20 protein-coding genes are annotated in these 24,399 nt (G+C 62.2%); 3 read left to right on the top strand and 17 right to left on the bottom strand.

Annotated features, from left to right (window positions below):
- Window positions 1-67: 67 nt before the first annotated feature.
- On the top strand, window positions 68-814 hold the full coding sequence (locus tag AC1DYJ_RS13910) for a bestrophin-like domain (protein ID WP_477288391.1): 747 nt from the start codon (window positions 68-70) through the stop codon (window positions 812-814).
- Window positions 815-886: 72 nt separating this feature from the next.
- Here AC1DYJ_RS13910 and AC1DYJ_RS13905 read toward each other — a convergent pair whose 3' ends face one another.
- From AC1DYJ_RS13905 to AC1DYJ_RS13880, 6 genes are all read right to left on the bottom strand, one after another.
- The gene (locus AC1DYJ_RS13905) at window positions 887-1,405 is read right to left on the bottom strand and encodes an OmpA family protein (protein ID WP_477288393.1); all 519 of its coding nucleotides are present in this window, start codon (window positions 1,403-1,405) and stop codon (window positions 887-889) included.
- 11 nt (window positions 1,406-1,416) lie between these two features.
- Window positions 1,417-2,079, bottom strand: a complete 663-nt coding sequence (locus tag AC1DYJ_RS13900) for a L,D-transpeptidase (protein ID WP_477288513.1) — start codon at window positions 2,077-2,079, stop codon at window positions 1,417-1,419.
- Window positions 2,080-2,266: 187 nt separating this feature from the next.
- Complete coding sequence (locus tag AC1DYJ_RS13895) at window positions 2,267-4,162, bottom strand: CHASE2 domain-containing protein (RefSeq protein WP_477288395.1); 1,896 nt, start codon at window positions 4,160-4,162, stop codon at window positions 2,267-2,269.
- Between the two features lie 75 nt (window positions 4,163-4,237).
- Window positions 4,238-4,963 (bottom strand): FecR domain-containing protein, encoded by a 726-nt coding sequence (locus AC1DYJ_RS13890; RefSeq protein WP_477288397.1) that lies wholly within the window; start codon window positions 4,961-4,963, stop codon window positions 4,238-4,240.
- An 88-nt stretch (window positions 4,964-5,051) separates the two neighbouring features.
- On the bottom strand, window positions 5,052-6,326 hold the full coding sequence (locus tag AC1DYJ_RS13885) for a tetratricopeptide repeat protein (RefSeq protein WP_477288399.1): 1,275 nt from the start codon (window positions 6,324-6,326) through the stop codon (window positions 5,052-5,054).
- A 439-nt stretch (window positions 6,327-6,765) separates the two neighbouring features.
- Window positions 6,766-7,953: a magnesium transporter gene (locus tag AC1DYJ_RS13880; RefSeq protein ID WP_477288401.1), complete on the bottom strand. Its 1,188-nt coding sequence runs from the start codon at window positions 7,951-7,953 to the stop codon at window positions 6,766-6,768.
- 93 nt (window positions 7,954-8,046) lie between these two features.
- Here AC1DYJ_RS13880 and AC1DYJ_RS13875 point away from each other — a divergent pair, with 93 nt between their 5' ends.
- Entirely contained in the window at window positions 8,047-9,861 is a 1,815-nt protein-coding gene (locus AC1DYJ_RS13875; protein ID WP_477288403.1) for a patatin-like phospholipase family protein, read from the top strand.
- 447 nt (window positions 9,862-10,308) lie between these two features.
- Here AC1DYJ_RS13875 and AC1DYJ_RS13870 read toward each other — a convergent pair whose 3' ends face one another.
- Window positions 10,309-10,695 (bottom strand): hypothetical protein, encoded by a 387-nt coding sequence (locus AC1DYJ_RS13870; RefSeq protein ID WP_477288405.1) that lies wholly within the window; start codon window positions 10,693-10,695, stop codon window positions 10,309-10,311.
- 33 nt (window positions 10,696-10,728) lie between these two features.
- Window positions 10,729-11,058 (bottom strand): MoaF-related domain-containing protein, encoded by a 330-nt coding sequence (locus tag AC1DYJ_RS13865; protein WP_477288407.1) that lies wholly within the window; start codon window positions 11,056-11,058, stop codon window positions 10,729-10,731.
- 191 nt (window positions 11,059-11,249) lie between these two features.
- Here AC1DYJ_RS13865 and AC1DYJ_RS13860 point away from each other — a divergent pair, with 191 nt between their 5' ends.
- Window positions 11,250-12,290, top strand: coding sequence for a LacI family DNA-binding transcriptional regulator (locus AC1DYJ_RS13860; RefSeq protein ID WP_477288409.1), 1,041 nt, complete (start codon window positions 11,250-11,252; stop codon window positions 12,288-12,290).
- Window positions 12,291-12,521: 231 nt separating this feature from the next.
- On the opposite strand, the gene AC1DYJ_RS13855 is transcribed toward AC1DYJ_RS13860, so the two are convergent.
- From AC1DYJ_RS13855 to AC1DYJ_RS13815, 9 genes are all read right to left on the bottom strand, one after another.
- On the bottom strand, window positions 12,522-14,654 hold the full coding sequence (locus AC1DYJ_RS13855) for an adenylate/guanylate cyclase domain-containing protein (RefSeq protein WP_477288411.1): 2,133 nt from the start codon (window positions 14,652-14,654) through the stop codon (window positions 12,522-12,524).
- 507 nt (window positions 14,655-15,161) lie between these two features.
- On the bottom strand, window positions 15,162-15,365 hold the full coding sequence (locus tag AC1DYJ_RS13850; RefSeq protein ID WP_477288413.1) for a Flp family type IVb pilin: 204 nt from the start codon (window positions 15,363-15,365) through the stop codon (window positions 15,162-15,164).
- Window positions 15,366-16,102: 737 nt separating this feature from the next.
- The gene (locus AC1DYJ_RS13845) at window positions 16,103-17,149 is read right to left on the bottom strand and encodes an LLM class flavin-dependent oxidoreductase (protein WP_477288415.1); all 1,047 of its coding nucleotides are present in this window, start codon (window positions 17,147-17,149) and stop codon (window positions 16,103-16,105) included.
- Window positions 17,150-17,218: 69 nt separating this feature from the next.
- Window positions 17,219-18,157, bottom strand: a complete 939-nt coding sequence (locus AC1DYJ_RS13840; protein ID WP_477288417.1) for an ABC transporter substrate-binding protein — start codon at window positions 18,155-18,157, stop codon at window positions 17,219-17,221.
- Window positions 18,158-18,258: 101 nt separating this feature from the next.
- The gene (locus tag AC1DYJ_RS13835; protein WP_477288419.1) at window positions 18,259-19,200 is read right to left on the bottom strand and encodes an ABC transporter substrate-binding protein; all 942 of its coding nucleotides are present in this window, start codon (window positions 19,198-19,200) and stop codon (window positions 18,259-18,261) included.
- Window positions 19,201-19,310: 110 nt separating this feature from the next.
- Window positions 19,311-21,113, bottom strand: coding sequence for an amino acid ABC transporter permease/ATP-binding protein (locus tag AC1DYJ_RS13830; RefSeq protein ID WP_477288421.1), 1,803 nt, complete (start codon window positions 21,111-21,113; stop codon window positions 19,311-19,313).
- A gap of 186 nt (window positions 21,114-21,299) precedes the next feature.
- Entirely contained in the window at window positions 21,300-21,824 is a 525-nt protein-coding gene (locus tag AC1DYJ_RS13825; RefSeq protein WP_477288423.1) for a GNAT family N-acetyltransferase, read from the bottom strand.
- A complete protein-coding gene (locus tag AC1DYJ_RS13820; protein WP_477288425.1) occupies window positions 21,821-23,050 on the bottom strand; it encodes a M20 aminoacylase family protein in 1,230 nt (409 codons plus the stop codon). Before AC1DYJ_RS13820 ends, AC1DYJ_RS13825 begins: the two co-directional genes overlap by 4 nt.
- A complete protein-coding gene (locus tag AC1DYJ_RS13815; protein ID WP_477288427.1) occupies window positions 23,050-24,396 on the bottom strand; it encodes an LLM class flavin-dependent oxidoreductase in 1,347 nt (448 codons plus the stop codon). The genes AC1DYJ_RS13820 and AC1DYJ_RS13815 overlap by 1 nt, the downstream gene beginning before the upstream one ends.
- Between the last annotated feature and the right edge of the window lie 3 nt (window positions 24,397-24,399).

Here is a 24,399-nt window from a genome sequence, read left to right as displayed (position 1 = left end):
GGATGGGGCAGGCGCTACTATGAGTGGCTGGTTGCATACTCTTCCACTCGTTTGGATGGCTCTCGTCGTGTTCGGGGCCACCTATCTCGTCGCGTTCATCTTGCACCAGGTCTTCGCCGCTCTGTCTGCGGGCTCCACGGCGCGGTCATTCAAGGCGCTTTCGCCTGGCATGCTGCCGCCGCTCGGTATCATCTTTGGCCTGTTTGTGGCGTTCACCGCGGCTCAGGTCTGGAGCGACAACGATCGCGCCAATGCGGCAGTCAATCGCGAGGCCAGTGCATTGCGGTCGGTCGTGCTTCTGGCGAGCAGTTTTCCCGGGGAGCCCGAGGCGCGCCTACAGACGCTGGTGCGCAGCTATATCGAGGAAACGACGAGCCAGGAATGGCCGCTGATGGCCGAGGGCGCGGCGACCCTCACCATAATCCCGCCGGCGCTTAACGAGGCGCTGCGGACGACGCTGGCTTTGACGCCAAGCAATCCCGGCCAGGAGATCGCGCAGCGCGAGATTACGAGGTGGCTTGAAGACGCCTTCGAGGCGCGCCGCCAGCGGGTTCTCGTCAGTTCGGCACAGGTCAACCCCACAAAGTGGGCCTGCCTGATCCTGCAAGCCTTCTGTGCTCTTCTCGCGATCGCGATCGTTCATAGCGATAACCGATTGGCATCGGCGATCGCTCTTGGAAGTTTTGCGACCGGCGTGGCGGCATCCGTTCTGCTAATTCTCGCCCACGATCGGCCCTTCACGGGAGAGATCGCAGTATCACCGCAACCGTTGCTGCAAGTTATGCCGGAAGCCAAGGCCGCCGGCGGTGGATGATACAGGCAGAATGAGACGGGCAAATTCCGTCGCGCTGTGAGGCCCTGATTTGGTGACAGGCAAAACAGCGGCCTACGAGTCGTCCCTCTCATCGCGCAGATTGGACACAACGCGGCGGTTCTGCGACCTGCAGGCGTTGTCGGGGCAGTCGCGGACCAGCCTGTCCTTGCCGTAGCCCTTGGCCCACATGCGGTTGCGGTCTATGCCGCCGGCGGCGAGGTAGTTCATCACTGCATCGGCGCGCTGCTGCGACAGCGCTGTTTCGCTTGCGCCGGGATCGTCGGCGAAACCCTGCAGCTTGAGCAGCCAGCGCGGATACTTTGACAACCAGGCGATCTGGGTGTCGAGGGTGGTCTTGGCGACAGAATCGAGCGCGGCCGAACCTTTCGTGAAATAGGTGCGGCGGCCGACATTGAGGATAAAATCCTCCTCGCTGCCCGGCTGCACGTTCTGGAAGCCGGCAATCTCGGCGTTGGTGACGTCGGGCGTGGGCGGCTTGGGTGTCAGTGTGTCGCTGGTCGAGCAGGATGCGCTCAGCACCAGCAGGCTGGCCGCGAGCAGCCGGCAAGCGTTTTCAGTCATGCGGTTCATGATGCGCCCAATCATTCGACAGTGGTGGAAGGGGGCGCCTGGTCGGCGATGTGCGGCAGGACCTCCACCGCGGTGCCGATCGGGCAACGCTGGTAGAGGTCGATGATGTCTTCCGGGAACATGCGGATGCAGCCGCTGGAAGCGTCGGTGCCGATGCTCCATGGCTCCAGCGTGCCGTGCAGGCGGTAGCCGATGTCGGCGCCGTCGCGGTAAAGATAGAGCGCGCGCGGCCCGAGCGGATTGTTGGGCGCGCCGCCTGCGATCATGGGCGGCAGCTCCGGCCTGCGCTTAAGCATTTCGGGGGGCGGGACCCATTGCGGCCAGAGCGCGCGGCGGTCGATCGTCGCGCGGCCGTACCATTTGAACCCCTCTTTGCCGACTCCGACGCCGTAGCGGATGGCGGTCTTGTTTTCCATGATGAGGTAGAGGAAATGGTGGCGGGTATCGACCACGACGGTGCCGACCGGCTCGCTGCTGAAATACTTGACGATCTGGCGATGCCATCGCTTGTCGATTTTGGCGAAGTTGGTCTTGCGATAGACAAAATTGTTGTCGCTGGCAGTACCGGCGAAATACGATTTTGCCACCGCCGCGGCTTGAACAACAGTTTCGGTTGCACTGGCCGCGACCAGCGCCAAGCCACCGATCACGACACCCCTGCGTGACAAAACCATCGGCAATCCCCCATGCCTTAAGCTGGTGGATCATAGTTGGGAATTATTTCGCCTCAAAGCGGAAAATGCGGCAGTTTGTCGGAAGCGGACCGGGCAGCGTGTGCTTCGGGTTCGGGGTGCAACATTAGGCGGTGCCATTTGCACGGATGGCGGCGAACCAACCATCCCGGCAAGGGCGCCAGATTGCTCACAACGTTGGCTCGCTACTTCGCGGCTTGGCAGCTTGCATCTCCGGAACGGTGAAAACCGGTACCTCGCCCGTGAAACCCTGGAGCTCAAAGGCGCCCGCCTTGACAACCGGCATCGATGCTCCTGCCGCAAAGCCGGGTCCAAGCACCAGGGCGATGCCCAGCTTCTTGGTCGTCGATTCGAGCCGTGCCGCGCGATTCACCGGGGAGCCGATCGCGGTGTAGTCGAAGCGCCGTTCGGAGCCGAAATTGCCTACCGAGCAGATGCCGGTCTCGATGGCGACGCCAATTTCGATGGAGCGATGGCCGTCCGCGGTGAAGGCGGCGTCTTCGAGCTTCACCCTCTCGATCAGGGCAAGGCCCGCCTCGAGCGCACGCTCGCGATGGTCGGGTTGGTCAAGCGGTGCGTTCCAGAACGCCAGCACCGCATCGCCCATGAACTTGTCGATGGTGCCGTCGCGCTTGAGGATCTCATCGGTCGCAATGCCGAGGAAATGGTTCACCACCTTGGCGATTTCCTGGGTGTCGAGCTGTTCGCTCATCGTCGTGAAGCCGCGTATGTCGCTGAGCAGGATTGTGATCTCGCGCTTCTCGCCGGACAGGATTGCCTCGGTGTCCGAGCTTGCAAGGCGCTGCACCACGGAGGGCGAAAGATATTGGGAGAACTGTCGCGTCAGGGTGGACCGCCGCTGCTCGCTGCGCCTGTACAGGACATAGCCTTCGAAGCCCGCAACCATGATCGTTGCAAGCGCCGGCTGCAGCGGATCATAGAGTGCGCCCTGCAGGCTGTATTCGAGAGCGCCGAACACAAACGGGGTGACGGCCAGCAGCGCGAGGGCGAGGGCGCCAACCACGACACGCCCGGCGAGCACTCCGGAAAGCCCGATGAAAACGACGGCACTGAGGAGAAACCAGAGCCGCTCGAGCATTCGCGCGTGCGTTGGCTCTGCCAGGTAGCGCCCGGCAAGCATCTGGGCGATCGCATCGGCGTGGATGTCCGCGCCCGGTCGCGCTGGATGTGTCGGCGTGGGCAGGTACTGCGTCAGTCCCACAGCCGACAGCTCGACAATGGCGATAGCGTTCTGCAGCCGCGGATCGCCATGGCCCGAAAGGATGGTGCTGGCAGACAGGCGGGGCGTATCGGTGGCGGTTTCCCAGAGGCGGATGCCCCCCTCCGGATCGAGCGGCACAATGGCGCCGGCCATCCTGAGTGCATCGAACCCGGCTGCATTCATCCGGGCTATGTAACCGTCCTGTCCGGCGTAAAGGCGCAGGAGTTCGAGTGAGAAGGACGGCCACAGCTGCACGCCTTGAGTGGTGTTGCGAATCCAGAGCAGCGGCACATGGCGCAGTACGCCGTCGGGATCGGGCAAGGTGCGAATCACGCCGAGGCCCCCGGCCGCGTTCGAGAATTCGGCAAGTGAGCCGGTCAGGCCGGTGAAGCCGGGAAGCGCATCCGGGACTTGCCCGACGATCGACCAGCCGGCTTTGGGCTCTGCTTCTGAAACCGTCGCTTCATTGCCCAGGCTGACGGCAAGCGCCGTCCGATTTTTGGCCAGCGCCGCGGCCAGGCGCTTGTCTCCGGCGATGCCCTCAGGCGAGGTGTCGGCTTCGGGGAGTACCAGCGCAAGCCCGACCACCGACGCGCCGGATTGGGTGATGCCATCGACCAGATCGGCCAAGAGGCCACGGTTCCAGGGCCATCGCCCATGTGCGTTGAGGCTGGCGTCGTCTATCGAGACGATCACGACGGGATTGCTCGTCGCCTCGCGTGGGGCGAGAAACTGGTAGAAGTCGTACGTCCGTTCGCGCAGGCGCGACAGCGGCCCGTCGAAAGCCAAATGGCAAGCGAGCAGCAAAAGAATGAGCACGAGACCGGATATCTTGCGCCTCACGGTCCACCGCCAATCAGCCCAACGCCTATCAGCCCAGCGCCAATCGGCAAAGGGGCTCATACCGGGCGCCCGCGCTCAATTGCAGAAGCGGGAGCAGCCATCGCCCTCGCCATCGTCCCTCCGCCCCCCGCTGCCCACAGGTGGCGTTGGGCTGTCAGGGAATTCTGTGACCACTCCTGGCAATGCGCCGTCCGTGGAGTCGCAGACTTTGAGCGAGCCGCCGAGTGCCGACGCACAAATTGCGCGTACGTCCAATCCAGGACCCGGTGCGCCTGGCAGGCCGGTGCCGGCTATCCGGTCGATACTGTCCAATATCGGGAAGGTGTCGATTCCACCGTAGCCGGCCAGCAGCTTGCCATCTTCCGATGTGCAGGCGTAGCCCGGGTTTGTGATAACCAGCCGTTTGCCATTGATCGTGCAGGTCATACGGCCGGCGCGCAGTATGCCGACGGTCTGGCCGGCTGCCACCAGCACTTCGATGATACCGCCCCTTGCCCCGAGCACCATGTGCGGCGTCGCAACCTGCATGACGCCCCGTTTCGAAACCTGGCCGCCATAAAAACGGGCCAGGCCGCTGTTCATGCCGATGTCGATCTTTCCCGATCCGGAGCCCGGATTATAGACGAATTCATCGATCGTCAGGCTGGTGTTCGGACCTATCTTGGCGCTCGATTCATCCCGGAACACCAGCATTCCAAGACCGGTGGGATCGCTGCGCAGCTGGTCGCCGAGTTCGACGCCGGCACCAACGTTCATTGTCCTACCGTTGTTGCGGACGATGTTGGTCTGATAGGCTGTCATCGATCCGACCGTCTCAGCGGCGGAGGGTGCAGCGAAGGCAAGGCAGGCGACAAGAGTGGCGATCAGACGGTACCTCATCGCGGCCCTTTCAATTGAGCGTCAACGTATAGCTCATGAGCATTTCGAACGATTTTCGGTCGCTGTCAGCGACGGCGAAGTTGGTTTCTCGATAGGCGAGATCAACGCTGATCTTCTGGGCTTCCGTCAGCTGAAAATCGCTTTCCGAGGCAATGCGCCAGAAGTCGCTCTTGATATTTGTACCGATGCCGACAGACAGATCAGGAGTGTCGCTGTGGCCGGCCGAGAAGGCGATCTGGTGCGACCATGCGAAAAGATCCGGTACGGTCATCAACAGGCCGCCATAGCGGACCTCGCCCATGTAGCTGCTGCCGATTTCGCCAGATCCTGAAGCGAAGTCATTCGAGCCGACAAAGCGCAGCCCGAGTGCCTGGCCATTGCGGAAGCGGTAGCTGCCGCCTGTCTCATAGAAGACCCTGCTATCGGCAAAAATGCCTTGCGAGGCGCTTAGATCGATGTAGCCGCCACCGGCGAAGAGGGTCGTCTCGACCGTCGGGCGAACGAGGAAACGTCCACTGAGGCCGACGCCGCTTTCGTGGATATCGCTGTCGAAACGATCTGTAACGGCAAACGCGGAAAGCAGCAGGCGGAGCGAATCGATGCCACTGTTGGGCAGCCCCTTGTCCCAGGTAACCGCTGCGTTGCCGTTGATAAAAGTCTTCTCGCTGCCCGGAACCGACAGGTCGTCCGTGAAAAAACCCTTGGTCGCCGTCAACGAGCCCGAAAGAACGAGGGCGTCGGCACTTGGCGTGCCGAGGTCCCACCGAACAAAGCCGTCGGCCCGCCCGTAGGGCGAGACGAGGCTGTCGTCGTCCTGCGCCCCGCCTGGCTCAAAATCGGTGAATGCGCTGAATACGCCTCCAGTCAGGGCGAGTTCCCAGGTGACGCCACGCAACGCGCGCTCGATGCGGGCCAGCAAGCGAACAGCTTCCTGCTGCTCACTTGCGGTCAGACCGCCGACTTCGATGCCGTACTGCACCTGCCGCCGGGCCAATTCATAGGACCCGACATGATAATACAACCGGCTGGCCGCAAGCCGGGCGCGCGCATCGCGAGGGTATTTGATCAGATACTGCTCGATTGAGGAGATCGCCTGATCGTATTGTCCCGCGTTGACCGCAACCGTGACGAACTGGGCGAGCGTTCCATTGTCGGCCGGACTGGCGATGCGGGCCGAAAATGCATCGTCATAGGCCGGAAAAAGACCCTGTGCGCCGGCCGGCAATACGCCGCTGAAAAGCAGCGCTGCGGCGAAGCCGAAGATCGTTCGAGCCCAAGATTGCATGCCGAGAACCCCACCCCCGAACCCGACTAGTGCGGAGGATTTAGCGCGACTACAAGAAAAAAGGCGACGGAACCGTCACCAGACCGCGCGAGCTTCAGCAGCTGTTGCAGCTGCGCAACAAATTTTCGGGTTCATTCCTATTTCGGCTACGCTGTTTGCCAAAACATCTTCTTATCGTTGCTGAACGTAATTGGAGTATCCGGCACCAGTGGCAAATAATTCAAACCCCTAAGTGGGACAAGATCTATGTTGTTTGCGCGATTCTGCGCGTATCCGGTCACCGAATGAGGCTTCAAGGCCACCCACGACTATCCAAAGGTCTTCCGTCGCGTTGCGCAAAGGGTCGGAGAGCTGAGGTGATTCCCACAACTTCGCTGAACGCGACGAGGTCAGCTCATTGCCCCCAAATTCCCAGGGGCGCGTCCCTGGACGCGCCTTGCTACAGGACGAGCATGGTGGCCAGCCACAACATCAGGCCCATGCCTACGATATCAGTCAAGGTGGTGAGGAAGATCGCCGAAGCGACAGCCGGATCGGCGCCGACCCGGCGCAGACCCAACGGGATCAGCACGCCGGAGATTCCGGACAAGAGGCACGCTCCGGACATGGCAAGCAGGATCACAAGTGCCAGCATGGGCGCTTGGGCCGCCGACTCCGGTTGCCTCGAGGCGTAGAACCACATCGCCGCAGCCGCAACAAGGCCGACGAGCAAGCCGTTAGCGATCCCGAGCGCTCCCTCTCTCATGACCAAGTGCAGCTTCGGTCGTTTGTCCACATCCCCCAGGGCAAGGCCACGCAGCGTCATAGCCAGTGCCTGGCAGCCGGTGTTTCCGCTCTGCCCGGCCAAGACTGGAAGGAACGCCGCCAGGGCGACGATCTTCTCTATCGTGCCCGTGAACGAACTGACCACGAATGCGGCCATGAAGGCCGTCAGGAGGTTCACCTGCAGCCACGGATGACGCTTCAAGAAGGCTGAAAACAGCGGCGTAAAAGAGCGCTCCTCCTTCTGGACACCTACCATCTGGCCAGGCTGGGCGGAAATTTCGATGATTTGCTGCTCGAACAAGCGCCAACCGCGAACCTGCCCGAGCAGCCGGTTCTCCGCGTCTACCACCGGGTAGACAGGGTAGTGACGCCGTACCGCTGCCTCGCATGCGTTGCTCAAAGGGAGATCGACATTGAGAGCGAACGGCTTGGGCAGCATGATATGATCGACAATGGCGTCCGGTTCGCTCAGCATCAGATCGCGCAGGACCACCAGGCCAACCAGTTTATCGCCCTCGTCCGTGACGTAGAGATAAGTGAGCTCGGTCGGCACCTGGGCGCGTCTGACAGCTTCAACCGCGGCAGCAACTGTCGTCCCGACAGGAACGCTGGCGGAAATCGGGTCCATCAGCTCGATGAGCGACTCGGGAATCGCGATATCCTCGCCACCGTCATGAGGCCCGATGGGCCGCATGTGCAGTGGCAAATGCTCGGCCACCTTACGGGCGTGCCCGTCGGGTAACAGCTTCAGTGTGTCGCGGATGAACTCGGGAGACTCTCTGGCGAGCAATTCAGCTGCGTCATCAGGTGCTCGGGCACGCAGCGTGCGCACCAACTTCTGAACGCCGGTCTCTTCTTTCATTTGCTATAGCCCCCGATTGAAGGTCACATAGTATGTAAACGAGCGGTACGGTATACAACTACCGGAGCGAATGCGTTCCCCGGATGGCTCAAAATGTCCTCCGCCGATTCTCTCGCCGCAAGATTGTTGTCGGCGACATTGATGTTCGATCGTGCGTCGTTGCTGGCGCTCGAGGCTTTGGCTGCCGAATCCGACCGTCGGGTCCTAAGGCGCGGTGAGGTCCTGGTTCGCGAAGGCGAGCCGTCGGACAGGTTCTTCGTCGTGCTGTCCGGTCGCTTTACGGTACACAAAGGAGATCGGCTTGGCTCGGTCGCCGAGATCGCACAGGGCGAACTAGTCGGCGAAATTGGTTTCTTTGCAGGGCTGCCCCGTACGGCCACTGTCCTTGCAGCGCGCGATTCGATCGTCCTTGAAATCAGTCGTAATCATTTCGAGAAGGCGGCCGAGGCTCTGCCGAACCTGAGAGAGGCGGTCACAATATCTCTGGCGCGCCGGTTCGCCACGCAAACTCCGATTTTGTCACGTCCCCAACCTGCCAAAATCCGAACGCTTGCCATCATTGCAGCTGGCGGAAGTCGCATCTCACCGGTTTTCATCGGGCACCTACAACAAGAGTTCGGCGCGGTCACGCGCGCTCAGTTCGTTTCCCGGCTTGACGTCCACGCGAAGTTCGCTGGTCGTCCGATCGACGACCAGCCGGTCCTTAACTGGTTGAACGAACTGGAGGCGCAAGCAGAATTCGTTGTCTACGTCGCGGATGAAGAACCTAATGAATGGACACGAGTCTGCATTCGCCAGGCCGATACCGTCCTGCTGCTGGCGAACGCGTCCTCCTCGCCTCGCTTGAACACGTCCGAGGAATTGGCGCTATCGGTCCATCCACCATCGACCGGTCGGCTTGTCCTAATTCACGACAATCGCTCGGCTGCGGTCTCCGGCACCTCTGCGTGGCTCGATGAGCGCCCCCATGTCGGCCAGCACCATCATGTTGCGCTGGAGGACGCGTCTGACATCCAGCGCCTGGTCCGATTTATCTCCTGCAAGGCACGTGGCTTCGTGGCGGCGGGGGGTGGGTCCCTGGGCAGCGCCCATCTGGGCGTTTACAAGGCCTTCGTCGAGGCGGGCGCGCTCTTCGACTATCTCGGCGGGACGAGTTCCGGAGCGGCGATGATGGCCGGCTTCGCAAGAGGGTTGGACGCGGAGCAGATCGACCGCGGCACGCACAACGTATTTGTCAAGAGTCGGGCGTTTCGGCGCCCCACCTGGCCGCGTTTCGCGCTTCTGGATCACAAGGCCTTCGATCGAGCCCTTCGGGAGGAATACGGCGACGTTCTGATCGAAGATCTTTGGCTTCCGTTCTTTGCGCTTTCGAGCAATCTGAGCAGCCGTCAGCCCCATGTCCACCGTCGCGGAAAACTCTGGCAAGCCGTTCGGGCATCCGGCTCGCTCCCGGGTGTCCTGCCTCCGTTCTTTACGGCTGACGGCGATATGCTGGTGGACGGCGCCATCATGAACAATTTGCCGCTGGAGCAGATGAGGGAACTCAAGACCGGCCCCAATGTCATCGTGAGCTTTGGGTCCAGTGCACCGCAAAAATACCACATCGACTATGACCGCATCCCCGGAAGATCGGAACTGGCGATCTCCCTGCTGAACCCTTTCGGCCGTGCCCGCCTGCCGCAGGTTCCGAGCATGCTTCAGGTTATTGCCGCGAGCATCCTGGCACACGGGCCGCAGGACATTGCCGTCGGCGACGAGGATGTCCTGGTCAGTCCGCAGGTTTCGAGCACCTTCATGGATTGGAGTCGGCATTCCGAGTTGTTTTCGGACGCCTACGACCGCACGGCGCAATGGATCGAGGAACGTCTCCGCCAGAACGACTCAGGGCTCCGGGCGGTGCTCGGTTGAGCAGGTCGGCGAGCGCATCGAGTTGATCGGCCGCAGGAACGACGACCGGCTGTCGGATTGCGAGAGCGGCGGGCGCCGAGAAAGGCGCCTCGTAATCCTGAATCGCAACGTCGCCAGGGATGACGACCACCGCCACACCGCGCCGCCCGATCGCGGTGCGGATCGCGGCCTCCAGCACCTCCGGTAGCTGCGATGGATGGGAAACCAGCTCGCAGACGATGCGATCCGGATATCCAGGTCGCGCGCCAGGCGCCGCACGTCGGCAACTGGCGCAACCGTGGCCTCCAGGACGGTCGTCGGCTATGTCCGCTTCGGGCTACCGCAAAAATGAACTCTATGACCGCGTTGAGGCGCGAAGCAGACATTCGGGTCCGCTCCCCTCAGGGCGCCCAGTTGCGCCCGCGACGAAGCCATTGACCGCCAACAGCAGCCAGGATCACGTCTGCTTTATGACTTCATCTCGACACGGATACCATGCAGGGTCTTGCTCGAAGCGTTGAGTACGCGACCCGCCGGTTGGGGCGCCATATGCACCACGAGACAGCCTTGGCCGTCCCAGGCCTGGACCGCCTGGATGACATCTCGATTGGGCGGCATCATGGTCCCATCCGGCGCGAAGTCGTGAATAGGGCCTTCCACCTGATCGAACACGAATACTGAAGGCCAGCGGTGGTGATGTGTCGGCTCTTCCTCGTCGGGCTGGAGGATCACCTCAAGCACACGTAGCCGGTCATTCTCAAACAATACCTTGTGGTTTGCGGGCGCCGCGATCACGGCGTCAAGGTTAGGGTCCCACTGCCGAGGGTCGGTCTGGTCGATCATGTTGGTGATCATGGCGTAATCTCCTCTCAGTTACACAGGCGGCCCTCACGCCGTCGCCACCGGTTGAATTGTGCCTTGCGCGCAGAACTGCTGCCCGTCCGCCAGTCGCGCATAGTTATGAACGATCTGATTCTCGTGATCTTGAACCTGCACGACGAAGTTGCCGCCTTGCTCGGTCCAACTCATGATGAAAAGTCCGGGTCGAACGCCGGTCAGATTGGTCTGAACCACCTCGTCGATCTCGGTAGCGCCGATCGTCGCCTGCACCCGCAATTCGGTAGGCGACAGGACCGTCAACCTCGGTACGAACTGTCCGAACGAGCAATCAAAAGTCTTCCCGACGAGCGAAGTCGGAGCACCACTGGTCGTAGCCATCCTAATCCTCCTTGATGATTTTGCGAAATCAGGCACGCTTGGCCGATGTTCGGCATAGATGCCGAAACCCTGCAATTCTTCAATCTTTGGAGCGCTCCAAGTTCAATTTCCAACAATTGAGGCTTGGCGTCAAGAAAAAACTTGGAGCGCTCCAAAAAATTGTCTAACTGAGGGAAATGAATGCTTCCAAAATGCCTACGCTCGCCGATGTCGGCAGGGTCGCGGGGGTCTCCCGCGGTACTGTCTCCAACGTATTCAACCATCCGGACCTGGTGCGGTCCGATCTGCGCAAGCGCGTCGAGGCCGCGGCGCGGCAGCTTGGTTACGATGGCCCCGACCCGAGAGGACGCGTGCTGCGCGACGGCAAGTTCAACGCCATCGGCCTGATCCCCCCGGGTGCTTACGCCATTGCCGACATGATCAGGAGCCCATATCTGCGGGAGCTGGTGCTTGGCGTTTCGCTTGCTTGTGACGAGGCTGGAGCGACACTGAGTTTGGTCAACGGTACGGACGAAACGCGCACCTCCACCATTCGCGAGGCCCTGGTTGACGGCTTCATCCTGGGCCATAGCGCAGACATCGAGTTGATCGCTTCTTTGCGGCGCCGGCGGCTGCCCTTCGTCATCCTCGAAAGCGATGCCGGTCCGGACGTCAATTCGATCCGGATAGACGGCAGAAGCGGGGCTCTGGCGGCCATCAGGCACCTCGCTGCTCTTGGACATCAGCGTTTTGCAATCCTGTCCATTCGGCGCACATCGGGGCCCCCCATCGTCCATTTGCCGGGCAATGCCCCGCGCGCAATCTCTGCCGGTTTTCAACTCGATCACGAGAGACTCTTCGGCTTCGCCCAGGGTTTGGCTGAGCTCGGTCTGTCAATCGACAATGTCCCGATCATCGAGACGACTCCAGGGGAGCCTTCGGCAGGAGCGGTCGTATTCGACCGGGTTCCGCAAGCAACGGCGATCTTGACTATGTCGGACTGGCAGGCAATCACCGTCCTGGACGAAGCGCGTCGGCGCAATATCAAGATACCCGAGCACATGTCGGTCGTCGGCTTCGATGGCACCGCAGAGTCTTCGCGCACCACGCCTCCGCTCACGACAGTGGCCCAAGACATTGTCGGGAAGGGGAGACTTGCCGCCACGACGGTGTTTGCAAACGGCGCCCCGAGCCAGGTGATCATACCGGTCGAACTCTTGGTCCGCGGCTCGACCGCTCGACCGCGGGGTTAGGTCGGGCCATCTCTTACATCGTCGTGATGCACAGTGCGCAACCGCGACCTCCAGCGTGGTCGCCGTCAAAGTCTGCTTTTAGTAGTTAGCAGGACGGGGTTCTACAGCCGCTATGAGGCGCGAAGCGGACATTCGGGTCCGCACCCCTCAGGACGCCCAGTCGCGCCTGCGGCGAAAGCCATTGACGCCGAACAGGTAGAGGGCAGACCGGCATCGGAGCTGCCCCTGCGACTAAAATCTCAACACCCAGGCTTCCACTTTTCCCTTGCCTTTGACTTCGATAACGCCGCGCGGTTCGAAGATGAATTGGTCCTTGAGCTGTTCGTAGACGGCGCGCGTCACCTGAACAGAGTCGGGAACTCCACCCGACTCCATGCGGCTCGCCAGGTTCACTGTGTCACCCCATAAATCATAGATGTACTTGCTCTTGCCAATGACGCCGGCGACCACTGGCCCGCTGTTGACGCCAACCCTGAGCTTCATCGAGACGTTGTGTTCCATCGCGTGCTCGCGGGTAATGTGGACCATGCGGATGGCCATGCGGACCATGCGCTCGGCGTGGTTGGCCACCGGCACGGGTAGGCCGCATACCGCCATATAGGAGTCGCCCACCGTCTTGATCTTCTCGATGCCGAGATCATTGGCGGCAACGTCGAAGCGCGTGAAGAGTCCGTTGAGCAGCATCACGACATCGTGCGGCGGCATTTCCGATGTCAGTGCCGTGAACCCGACCAGATCTGCGAAGGCGACGGTGACCTCGGCAAAGCCGTCGGCGATCCTCTCCTCGCCGGCGCGCAGCCGATTGGCGATCGGTGCCGGCAGGACGTTGAGCAGCAGCTGCTCGTTCTCGCGGTTCTTGGTCTCGATCACGGCATTCTTCTGGCGCAGATCCTCAACCATGCCGTTGAAGGCCGAGCAGAGTTCGCCAATCTCGTCGCGCGTGCGGACCGGCACGCTGGTCGCATAGTCGCCAGCAGAGAAGCGTTTCACCCCGGCCGTGAGATCGCGGAGCGGTCCGAGCAGCGCGCGCGAAAGCCAGGCGGCGGTGGCGGTGACCACGAGCATCGCCAGTCCTCCGACCAGCAACAGATCCCGGCGGAGCTCGGCGATCGGTGCGAAGGCCTCGGCGCTGTCGATCTTGGCGACGACAGCCCACTTGAGATCGGAAATCGCGAGCGGTCCCCATGAAGCGAGCGTCGGGACACCACGGTATCCGATGATCTCGCCCGTGCCCTCGACACCGGCGAGCGCGGCACGGGAGGCTTTGGTATCGACGCGCTGATGCAGCACTGGTGTCCCGTAACGCTGAATGACGGCGATCTCCTCGTCCGAAGTGCCCACGGATTTGAGATCGGCGAAGAAGCTGTCCCGGTTCTCGTAGAACGCCCGCGGGCCAGAGCGCACCAGATAATCGGGTCCGACGAGATAGGCCTCACCCGTGTCGCCGAACCCTTCCTGCCGCCAGCGGCGGTTGCCGGTGACGACGTTGTCGATCTCATCATTCGACAATTGCGCGACCAGCACGCCGATGACGACGCCCTGGGCAATCACCGGTGCTGCCATGAAGGCGATCGGCGCGCCACCTGATGGCGCATAAGAGGCGAAATCTACGAGGCAGATGGCTGACGGGTCTGCGATCTGCGCGCAGCGGGCGACGGCGGCCGCGACGTTGGTGCTGCGGTACGGACCCAACTGAAGAGACGTGGTGAAATCCACCTCCTTCTCGACCGTATAGATCAGGCGACCTGATTTGGGATCGGCAATCATGAAATCGAAAAAGCCGAACGTGGTAGCCGCGGCGCGCATCAATGGATGATAGATGGCATGCAGCCTAGAGTATTCGCTTCCGTCGCCGGCGTCGTCGAGAAGGTTGCGCCGCTCCGCTGGGTTGGGATTGTCCACAATGTAGTGATACTGCAGATAGTAGGGGGCGCCGTCGACCGGCAGGTAGTCCGACAGGGCCGGTTCCCTGCCCAGGGTGCGCGTTATTCCGGGGATGAAGTTCTCAGCGTACCAATCGCCGACCTTCTGCCGCAGGTCAGGCGGCGCGCCTGCCCGGTCGAGCTGGTCGACCGCGGTTCGGAACTCCCGTGTCGCATCGACCACCATCTTCGAAGTGGCAAGCAGGCGCAGTTCCGCCTCGATCGTGCGGAAGTAGGTTTCGACCTGGCGCGTCTTGGTCTGACGGGCGGCCGTGAGTTGGTCGAAGACTGCTTTTTCGAGAGCGTCGCGGGCGCGGAAGTAACCGAGCGCCCCTGTGACCATGACCGCGATCGCACCAAGAAGGACAAGGGTTGTAAAAAGCTTTGCAGCCAAGCCCCAGCCCGCGGGGCTGGATGAGCCGGTCACATCTGAAGAAGACATGTGATCTTGCTTTGCTTTTGCATCAGGTCTTCGGAAACAGGAGCGTCCGCGCGGCGCCGGACAGCAAGCCAGGATCGTGTTTCATCTGTTTTCCCCCTCTCCCTTGCATATGCATAGCAAATTTACGGCGAAACGTGTGCAGGAATGCGTTGTCGATTTGCCGATGGGACTGCACGGCAAAGCGAGCACTGCCGCGCGCTTCGAGACGTCCGTGAGCCTCCGTTGAAGTCGATCGAGACCATCGCCGGCAAGAAGGCCGCGCTCATCCCGTGGAATGGACGAGGCCGGCGCAGCCACGTGAGAAGCCTCGGGGCTAGGTTCGGGCTGCCGCCCGCGCTGGCGTTTGTTTAGGGCGTCTGGCGAGACTTTCAAACTCAGACAACGAAAAAGAGCCGGCGCTATGAAACACCGGCTCCCTCTAGGTCGATAGCCTGGCGCAGGGGCAACCTCCAAGTCACCCCATGCCATCTATCGCAGGCGCGCTGGTTAGGCGCGCGATAAGTCAGATTAGCTGCCCGAACCGGAAGCGCAAGTGCCGATGCCCGAGTTGTCCATGGCGGTGCAAAGGCCGGTGAAGCGGCCAGTGACCCAACCACCAATGCCGATGATGAACCCGATAGATGCGACCGCGATAATGCCGATGAGGATCGAATATTCGACCATGGCGGCGCCGTTTTCGTCGTCGCGGAACTGCTTGAGAAGTTTCGTCATTTGTCTAACCCCTGTTTACCCATTACCCGGACAAAGGTGCCCCTGTAGGTGCTCATCCCCCAGTCCCGATGCTGATCGTCTTCCTCGAAACGGGGACGAGTCAACTATCGTTTAACGAATGGTTAACCTTTGGATGCTTTGGGCACAGTTCGTTTTACAGCTAAATATCTGTGAACAATCATAAATTTCTGACTTAACCATAAGTCGCAGTTGATTTGCGACCAATGCGTGGGCCCTAAGTCCCAGATATATCCAGTTATTTAGCGAGGGCTAATCTCATGAACTCGCGATCAAGGGAGGGCATTGCCATGGACCGCAACTTCGCGCGTGCGCTTCAGCGACGATGAAGGGCGTACCCTGGTGAACTTCCGCCGCTAGGTGAAGCCGAGTGCCACGAAATAGACGTCGTGCAGCCGGCGGCTGATGGCCGGGCGCTGGGACGCCGGACTGTCGATGCTGCCATGGTCCAGATGGTGAACAAGTACCGCCGGCCGAGAGGCACGGAGCCGTTGCGGCAGAAGCCCGCCTAGCGCGTATCCAAAGTTGAACGGCGACCGATGCGGGTTGGGCGAGCAGGTACTGCCAGCTTGCGAAGACAGGCTATCATTGTGTCCATGGAAGATGCACACAACTCCTTTGGCCCGTTCGTGCTCGACGGCACGGACCGTTTGCTGCGCCTGCGATGGCCAGCACGACCATTGCCGGTTCGACTTCGCGGCGGGGTAGTCAGCGCGGCTCTACTCTGCGGCCGAAGCGGTCAGGCCCAAACCCGATCGCCAGCCGAGCGCCGGCGCGATGGCCTCGATGAAATCGTGGATGATCTGTTCATATTCATGCAGCGCGAAATCGTAGGGCAGTTCGAGCCGCAATTCGTCCACTTTGGCCAGGACCGGATCGTTGGCAAGTTGCTCCAATATCTGTTCGGACGTGCCGACAATGTCGCGGGCAAACAGCGTGCGGCGTTCGCCATGCGCCTTCAAGGTGCGCTCGTTGCGTCCGGCCGCATAGTCGGCATAACGTTTGCGCGTGCGTGCGTCGGCGCTGTCGAAGGGCACGATCACCCGGCCCAGGGCCACGCGGCCTTGCCTGTCGCTTTGCTGAGCAAAGAAGGTCTCCAGCTGGTGCAACTGGGCTTCGAAGAAATTGTCCGTACCCTCGCCGGAGGTGACATTGCCGATCAGCAAATTGAGGCCGTTGCGGCCCGTCCACTCCACCGATCGTAGCGAGCCGCCGCCATACCAGATCCGGTCGACAAGGCCGGGCGCGTGCGGCTGCAGGCGAGGGCGCACGCGGCCGCCGGGAAATTCGATGATCGCGCCAGGCTCGCCGATCGGATCGCCGCGCAAATTGTTGACGAAGCGCAGCACGCGCTCATGCGAGAAATCGAAATTGCGCCAATCGCCGTCGAAGACAAGCGGTCCGAGAACATCGGCATGCGGCGGGAAGCCGGCGCTCAGACCGACATTCAGCCGGCCGCGCGACAGCACGTCCACCGTCGACAGGTCCTCAGCCAGGCGGTAGGGGCTTTCATAGCCGATTGGGATCACCGCCGTGCCGAGCTCGATGCGGCTTGTGCGCTGTGTGGCGGCGCCCAGAAAGGCGGCCGCCGACGAAATGCCGGGCTCAAGATGGCGCTGCCGCACCCAGGCGCCGTCATAGCCGAGCCGCTCGCCGAGCTCGAAAAGAAGCAGCGTCTTTTCAAGACCTGAATGCGGATCGCTGTCCGGATAGTTGCCCGGCGTGAGGAAGGCGACCTTGCGGATGTTGCGTGCGATTGACGTCAAGGCTGCGGTTCCTTGTTGGGCATGATCTTTTCCGAAAACCGGGTCCCACTTTTCGGGATCATGCCTCCCTTAGTACTTCTTCAGCCCGGGCGGATTGGTCCGCGACTGCGCGATCTGCTCGGCGGTCAGGCTCCATCGAGCGAGCGCCTTGCCATAGGTTCCGTCCTTGATGGTCTCGTTGAGCGCTGCGGTGATGATTTCGGCGATGCCGCTGTCTTTCTTGGTGGTGACGCCGACATCGGTCGTCAGCGGCCAGCCGGCATTGACGGTTCCGACCGACCGGGTTTCGCCGGTCAGCGCTGCCTGATAGGCCTGAGCCGAATTCATCGAGAAGATCGTGTCGGCGCGGCCGGAGCGGATCGCCAGGCTGGCGGCAGCGGTATCATCGAGATAGATGATCTCGACCGGCTTCAGCCCGGCTTCGACATCCCGCCTGCTCCACTCCAAGATGATCTTTTCCTGGATCGTGCCGGCATCGGTGATGACGCGCAGCCCGGCAATGTCTTTCGGTTCCTTGATCGCCGTGATCGGGCTGTCATTCCTGACATAGAAGCCGTGCAGGCCCTGCCGGTAGCTCGAGAAATCGAACTTCAGCTTGCGCTCTTCGGTGACGCCGACATTGCTGATGACGGCATCGTATTTTCCGGACGCCAGCCCGAGCGGCCAGTCTTCCCAGGCGACAGCGACGAGATTGAGTTTTCGGCCGAGCTTGTCGGCAATCAGCTGGGCGATGTCAGGATCGGCGCCGATGACGGTCGCCGCATCGGTGGCATAGGTGGCAACCGGCGGCGTGCCGCCGGGGGCGATGCCAACCGTCAAGACGCCGTCCTCGACGAATTTGAAGCGCGCCGGGATCGACGCAATCAGAGCCGGATCCTTTTCCGCGCGAGGCCGTGCCGATTGTTCCGGGCTGAGGTCGAATGGCTCCGACGCGAGCGTCAGGAGAGAGGATGCCAGAAACGCGCAAATGCCGATGACGGCAGGGATCGCTTTGCTTCTTAGGAACATTGGACTTCCAGTCTTGGCGGTGTTGTGTGGATACGTCCTCGGCTCAGCCGAACGATCGAGAAGGCGGACGCCGATGGCGTCCGCCTCAAATGTGTTCCGGCTCAGCTGTTGGGCTTCGGCAGGCCGGGCGGGTTGGTGTGCGACTGGTCGATGGCCTCGGCGGTCAGGCTCCACCGCTTCAGCACCTCGCCATATTTGCCGCTGGCGATCAGCTCGTTGAGGGCCAGCGTGATGGCGTCGGCGAGACCGCTGCCCTTGCGCGTCGCCACCGCGATCTCGGCGGTCAGCGGCCAGCCGCCGCTGACGATGCCGACCAGCTTGGTCTTGCCGCTGACGGCTGCGGAATAGGCGAGCGTGGCGTTCGGATTGAACTCCGCATCGGCGCGGCCCGACTGGATGGCGAGCTGGCTCGCGGCGGAATCGTCATAGTACTGGACCTCGACCGGCTTCAGCCCGGCCGCGACATTCTGGCGATCCCACTCGAGCAGCACCTTTTCCTGATTGGTGCCGGCGCCGGTGATCACCCTCAAGCCGGCGACATCCTTCGGCTCCTTGATCGAGGTGATCTTGCTGTCGGCCTTCACGTAGAAGCCGAGCACGTCCTGCCGGTAGGTCGAGAAGTCGAACTTCTCCTTGCGCTCTTCCGTCACCGTCACATTGCTGATGACAGCGTCATATTTTCCGGAGGCAAGACCGAGCGGCCAGTCGGCCCAGGCGACCGGAACGAGGTCGAGCTTCAGCCCTAGCGTCTCGGCGATCAGCACGGTGATATCGGGATCGGTGCCGACCGGCGTCTTGGCATCGGTCGCGTAGGTGCCGACCGGCGGATCCCACGGGTGGGTGGCGACGGTCAGATATCCCTCCTTGGCGAACTTGAAACTCGGCGAGATCGCCGCCGCCGCCTTGTCGCTCTTTTCGGTGTGAATGCGGCCCGGCTGCTCCGGGGTGAGATCGAATTCCGCGGCCTGGGCGATGGAGGCAAAGGCAATGGCCGATAGGACCGCGCCGAAGGCGAGGGACAGAGGTTTCCTGTACAAAGTCATGGGTTCTCTCCTTGCATGATGGACGTGCGGGGTCGACGCTCCCTGATGGGGAGCCTGGAAGCCGGCGGTTCGCACATGGCGCCGGCGCGTTTTCCTGAATGTTTTGCGCGCTAGAGAACCTTGGCGAGGAACTCGCGCGTGCGTTGGTGGACGGGCGTGGTGAAGACCCTGGCCGGCGTCCCGACCTCGAGGATCTTGCCGCCTTCCATGAAGACGATTGTGTCGGCGACTTCGCGGGCGAAACCGATCTCATGGGTGACGATCACCATCGTCGTGCCCGAGGTCGCCAGCTCCTTGATGACATCGAGCACTTCGCCGACGAGCTCGGGATCGAGCGCCGAGGTCGGCTCGTCGAAGAGCAGCACCTTCGGCTTCAGCGCCAGAGCCCTGGCGATCGCAACGCGCTGCTGCTGGCCGCCGGACAGATGGCGCGGATAGGCGTCAGCCTTCTCCGGCAGGCCGATGCGGGCAAGCAGGTCCCGCGCCAGCGCGATCGCCTCGTCGCGTGCGACGCCCTGCACCGAGACAGGCGCTTCGATGATGTTTTCGATCACCGTCAGATGCGGGAACAGGTTGAAGTTCTGAAACACCATGCCGATGGCTGAGCGACGCCGGCGGATCGCCGCTTCCTTAAGCTCGTAAAGCGTATGTCCGTCGCGGTGGTAACCGACCAACTCGTCATCGATGGTCACGAAGCCGGTGTCGGTGCGCTCGAGATGGTTGATGGTGCGCAGCAGCGTCGACTTGCCGGCGCCAGATGGGCCGATGATTGCCGTCACCGAGCCGGGCGCCAGATCGAGATCGACGCCGTCGAGCACCGTCAGTGAGCCAAAACTCTTGGAGACGTCGCGGATTTCGATGCGCCCGACCCCGCGCCGCGCCAGTTTTTCGCCTGCAGTCACCAGCGGCTTGCGAACCGTGGTCGCAGGCGCCGGGACAAAGGGCCCCGGAGTGGCCACTGGTACCGACCGACGCCCGGACAGGAAGGCAAAGAGGCTGGGCAGCAGCGGGCCGGACGGCGTGCGCACGGCGCCGCGCGAAAAGCGCCGCTCGATGCCGAGCTGGATGATCGACAGCACGCTCATGATGATGAGGTACCAGATGGTCGCCACCATCAGCAGCGGGATCACTTCCAGATTGCGCTTGTAGATGACCTGGACGGTGTAGAAGAGCTCGGGCAAGGCCAGCACGTAGACCATCGAGGTCGACTTGGCCAAGCCGATCATCTCGTTGAAGCCACTGGGCAGGATGGCGCGCATGGCTTGTGGCAAAACGATGCTCAGCGCCTGCCTGCGACGCGACAGGCCCAGTGCCGCCGCCGCTTCATGCTGGCCCTGGTCGACGGAGAGAATACCGCCACGGATGATCTCGGCCGAGAAGGCGGCCTGGTTGAGGCTCAGCCCCACCACCGCTACCCAGAACGGGGTGAACATCTCGACGGTGTTGTACTGCGCAAACAAAAGGCCGGTGAACGGCACGCCGACATCGATGGTCGGGTAGAGATAGCCGAGATTGTTGAGGACGAGCAAAAGCACGATCAGCGGGATGGAGCGCAAGAGCCAGATATAGGCCCATGAGACACCGGACAGCAGCGGCGAGGCGGAGACGCGGGCGAATGCGAGCAACGTCCCCAGGAAAAAGCCGAGGGCCGAGGCGAGCACGGTCAGAAGCAGCGTGCGGCCAAGGCCGACCAGCACCGGCTCGGACAGGAAGAAGCGGGCAAAGACGTCCCAGCCCCATCGCGGATTGGTCAGGATGGATTGCAGCGTGAAGAAGATCAGCACGACGGCGACGACCGTACCGACGACGCGCCAGGGATGCCTGGCCGGTACCACCCTGTACCCCTGACGATCCGCAGTGAACGGTATGGTCCTGGGAGAAACTGCCTCGCCTATGTCGGCCGTCACTGTCATGGATCGCCATCGCTCCGATAGAGGGGAATTTCAGAGAATTACTTTATAAGCAAAAGTAAACTCAGGTTACGTTAGCGAGCTTAGGGTAAATTTCACGGCATTCGTTTTTATATTTTCAAAGATTCTGAGTTATTTCGTCTATGCTATTCGATCTTAACGGGTCGTAGTCGCGACCTGATCAGCTGATCAACTAGCCTTGCGCTCGAACGCATTGGGTCCAAACTCCTGCGTCAGCGCGCTGATGTCCTTTTCGAAGGTCAGCGTGCCGTGGATTTCGGGATCGACGCTGGTGTCGAACAGCGCGGTATAGCCATTGTTGAGATAGAGGCCGGCAGCCTCCGGCTGGCGGAAACCTGTGGTCAGATAAAGTCGCGTATAGCCCTGGCGCGCCGCCTGCAGTTCGAGTTCGACGAGCACCGTGCGGGCAAGGCCCTGGCGGCGCAGGTCGATGTGTGTCCAGACGCGTTTCAGCTCGGCGGTGCGCTCGTCATAGCGCTTGAAGGCGCCGCCGGCGATTGCTGTGCCGTCGCGCGTCAGCAGCAGAAAATTGCCGTTGGGCGGCGCGAACAGTTCGGCGGGATAGCGGCGCATCTCCTCGCCGGGCTCACCGAAATAATTGCCGTAGCGAGTCGTGTATTCCCAGGTCAGGGCTTCGATGAGCGGGGCGGCGCGCGGATCGAGCGGCGTCGTGTAGAGAAAGCTGTCTGTCATGGCTTAGGCCCTGTTGCCGGCTCGCTTGTCCGCGGAGCCTCGTTGGCGGCGAGATAGTCCTGCACCAGCGCCACCCAGTAGCGTGCGGCGTCAGGCAGGATGTCGTCGTTGAAATTGTAGTTGGGGCTGTGCAGGTCGGCGCTGTCGCCGTTGCCGATGAAAAGATAGCTGCCCGGCCGCGCCTCGAGCATGAAGGCGAAATCCTCGCTGGCGGTAATGACGGGGAAATTCGTCTCGATCCGCTCGGCGCCGAAATGCCGGAGCGCCACCTGGCGGGCGAACTCGGTTTCCTCGGGGTGGTTGATCAGCGTCGGATAACCGCGCGGATAGTTGACCTCGGCGGTCGCGCCATAGCTTTGCGCCTGTGCCTCGGCAAGCGCGATGATGCGCGTCCTGATCTGCTCGCGCACCGTCTTGCTGAAGGTGCGGATGGTGACCTTGAGCTCGACGCTGTCGGGGATGACGTTGGCGGCGATGCCGCCATTGATGGTGCCGACGGTGACCACCGCCGTCTCCAGCGGATCGACATTGCGCGACACGATCGTCTGCAGCGCCATCACCAGCGAGGCGGCGGCGACGATGGGGTCGACGGTTTGGCTCGGCCGTGCGCCATGACCGCCCTTGCCGACGATGCGGATGATGGCGAGGTCGACGGAGGCCATGGCCGGGCCGCTGAGGAAGGCGAACTGGCCGGCCGGCACGCCTGGCCAATTGTGCAGGCCGAAGACGGCGTCGACCGGAAAGCGTTCGAACAGCCCGTCCGATATCATCGCCCTGGCGCCGGCGCCGCCTTCCTCGGCCGGCTGGAAGATCAGCCGCAGTGTGCCGGAAAACTTGCGCGTCTCGGCAAGATGGCGGGCCGCTGCCAGCAGGATCGCGGTGTGGCCATCGTGCCCGCAGGCATGCATCACGCCCGCATTGGTGCTGGCATAGGACAGGCCGGTCGCCTCGACGATCGGCAAAGCGTCCATGTCGGCGCGGATGCCGATGCTTTTCTCGCCGAGCCCGTTGCGCAGCGTGCCGACCACGCCGGTGCCGCCGATATTTTCCGCGACCTCATAGCCCCAGGAGCGCAGCCGATCGGCGACGAGTGCCGCGGTCTTCTTCTCCTGATAGGCCAGCTCCGGCTCGCTGTGCAGCTTGCGGCGCAGCGCGACGAATTCGTCCGCGTGATCGAGGATCGCCGCTTCGGATGCGATCGAGCGCGCAGGAGCCTGAAAGGTCATCAGGCGGCTTCCTCGGTGGCCGCGGGAGAGGCTGCCTGCGCATAGCGGCTTTCCTTGAACGGCAGGCCGAGATGATCGCGCAGCGTCGTGCCGATCTGCGTGCGTGCGTGACGGCCGCGCTTTTCCAGAATGGGCAGCACATGCGTTTCGAAATCGTCGAGACCGGACGGGATGACCTGGAAGCCCAGCACGAAACCGTCGGCCGCTCCACCGTCCACCCAGCGGATCAGCTGGTCGGCGATCTTTTCGGGCGTGCCGATGAACTCGTTGCGCGACGTTGCAGCATCCAGCGCGACTTCGCGCAGGGTCAGTTTCTTCTCCCTGGCGACGCGTTTGATGCGGTCGGTGGTGGAGCGGAAATTGTTCTTGCCGATGTCGCCCAGCTCCGGGAACGGCTCGTCGACCGGATAGGCGGTGAAGTCGTGATGGTCGAAGAAACGGCCGAGATAGAGCAGCGCCTCGTGGATGCTGACGAGATCGCGTATCTCGCGATATTTGCGCTCGGCCTCTTCTTCCGTCGAGCCGACAATCGGCGCGATGCCGGGGAAGATTTTTATGTGGTCGGCCGAGCGGCCGTGCGCCACGGCACTTTCCTTCAACCGGCGCGACAGCTCGCGGTTTTCCTCGAAGGCGGCGGCATTGGCGAACACCGCATCGGCATGCTGGCCGCCGAGTGAGATGCCGTCATCCGAGCCGCCGGCCTGGAACAGCACGGGCTGTCCCTGCGCGGAGCGGCCGAGATTGAGCGGACCTTCGGCCGAATGGAAGCGGCCCTTGAAGTTCAGCCGGTGCATCCTGGAGAAATCGGCGTAGCGGCCGGCCTGGCGGTCGCGCACGAAGGCGTCGTCGTCCCAGGAATCCCACAGGCCCTTGACGATCTCGATGTGCTCGGCGGCGATCTCGTAGCGCAGCGCGTGTTCGGGATGCTTGTCGCGGCCGTAATTTTTTGCTGAGCCTTCGAGCGGCGAGGTCACCGCATTCCAGCCGGCGCGGCCGCCGCTGACGGTATCGATCGATCCGAACTGCCGCGCCACAGTGAACGGATCGCTGTAGGAGGTCGACAGCGTGCCGACGAGCCCGATGCTCTTGGTCGCCACCGCCAGCGCCGACAACAGCACGATTGGTTCGAAGCGGTTGAGGAAATGCGGGATCGACTGCTCGTTGATGTAGAGCCCGTCAGCGACGAAGGCAAAGGCGATGCCTGCCGCTTCCGCCTGCTGGGCGATGCGCACGTAATAGTCGAAATTGGTGCTCGCATCGGCAGGCACGCTCGGATGCTTCCAGGCGTTCATGTGCCCGCCCGGGCCTTGCAGCATGATGCCGAAGGGAATTCGCTGATTGCTCATGAC

Source organism: Mesorhizobium sp. P2_B11 (assembly GCF_056404855.1).
Note: the sequence above shows the minus strand (reverse complement) of the source record. Positions and strands in the feature narration are given on the sequence as shown.

What these genes read in the sequence shown, in the direction of transcription:
- AC1DYJ_RS13905 (WP_477288393.1), bottom strand. Translation starts at nt 1,405, where the DNA reads ATGAACCGCATGACTGAAAACGCTTGCCGGCTGCTCGCGGCCAGCCTG.
- AC1DYJ_RS13900 (WP_477288513.1), bottom strand. Translation starts at nt 2,079, where the DNA reads ATGGTTTTGTCACGCAGGGGTGTCGTGATCGGTGGCTTGGCGCTGGTC.
- AC1DYJ_RS13890 (WP_477288397.1), bottom strand. Translation starts at nt 4,963, where the DNA reads ATGACAGCCTATCAGACCAACATCGTCCGCAACAACGGTAGGACAATG.
- AC1DYJ_RS13885 (WP_477288399.1), bottom strand. Translation starts at nt 6,326, where the DNA reads ATGCAATCTTGGGCTCGAACGATCTTCGGCTTCGCCGCAGCGCTGCTT.
- AC1DYJ_RS13880 (WP_477288401.1), bottom strand. Translation starts at nt 7,953, where the DNA reads ATGAAAGAAGAGACCGGCGTTCAGAAGTTGGTGCGCACGCTGCGTGCC.
- AC1DYJ_RS13875 (WP_477288403.1), top strand. Translation starts at nt 8,047, where the DNA reads ATGTCCTCCGCCGATTCTCTCGCCGCAAGATTGTTGTCGGCGACATTG.
- AC1DYJ_RS13870 (WP_477288405.1), bottom strand. Translation starts at nt 10,695, where the DNA reads ATGATCACCAACATGATCGACCAGACCGACCCTCGGCAGTGGGACCCT.
- AC1DYJ_RS13865 (WP_477288407.1), bottom strand. Translation starts at nt 11,058, where the DNA reads ATGGCTACGACCAGTGGTGCTCCGACTTCGCTCGTCGGGAAGACTTTT.
- AC1DYJ_RS13860 (WP_477288409.1), top strand. Translation starts at nt 11,250, where the DNA reads ATGCCTACGCTCGCCGATGTCGGCAGGGTCGCGGGGGTCTCCCGCGGT.
- AC1DYJ_RS13855 (WP_477288411.1), bottom strand. Translation starts at nt 14,654, where the DNA reads ATGTCTTCTTCAGATGTGACCGGCTCATCCAGCCCCGCGGGCTGGGGC.
- AC1DYJ_RS13850 (WP_477288413.1), bottom strand. Translation starts at nt 15,365, where the DNA reads ATGACGAAACTTCTCAAGCAGTTCCGCGACGACGAAAACGGCGCCGCC.
- AC1DYJ_RS13840 (WP_477288417.1), bottom strand. Translation starts at nt 18,157, where the DNA reads ATGTTCCTAAGAAGCAAAGCGATCCCTGCCGTCATCGGCATTTGCGCG.
- AC1DYJ_RS13835 (WP_477288419.1), bottom strand. Translation starts at nt 19,200, where the DNA reads ATGACTTTGTACAGGAAACCTCTGTCCCTCGCCTTCGGCGCGGTCCTA.
- AC1DYJ_RS13830 (WP_477288421.1), bottom strand. Translation starts at nt 21,113, where the DNA reads ATGACAGTGACGGCCGACATAGGCGAGGCAGTTTCTCCCAGGACCATA.
- AC1DYJ_RS13825 (WP_477288423.1), bottom strand. Translation starts at nt 21,824, where the DNA reads ATGACAGACAGCTTTCTCTACACGACGCCGCTCGATCCGCGCGCCGCC.
- AC1DYJ_RS13820 (WP_477288425.1), bottom strand. Translation starts at nt 23,050, where the DNA reads ATGACCTTTCAGGCTCCTGCGCGCTCGATCGCATCCGAAGCGGCGATC.
- AC1DYJ_RS13815 (WP_477288427.1), bottom strand. Translation starts at nt 24,396, where the DNA reads ATGAGCAATCAGCGAATTCCCTTCGGCATCATGCTGCAAGGCCCGGGC.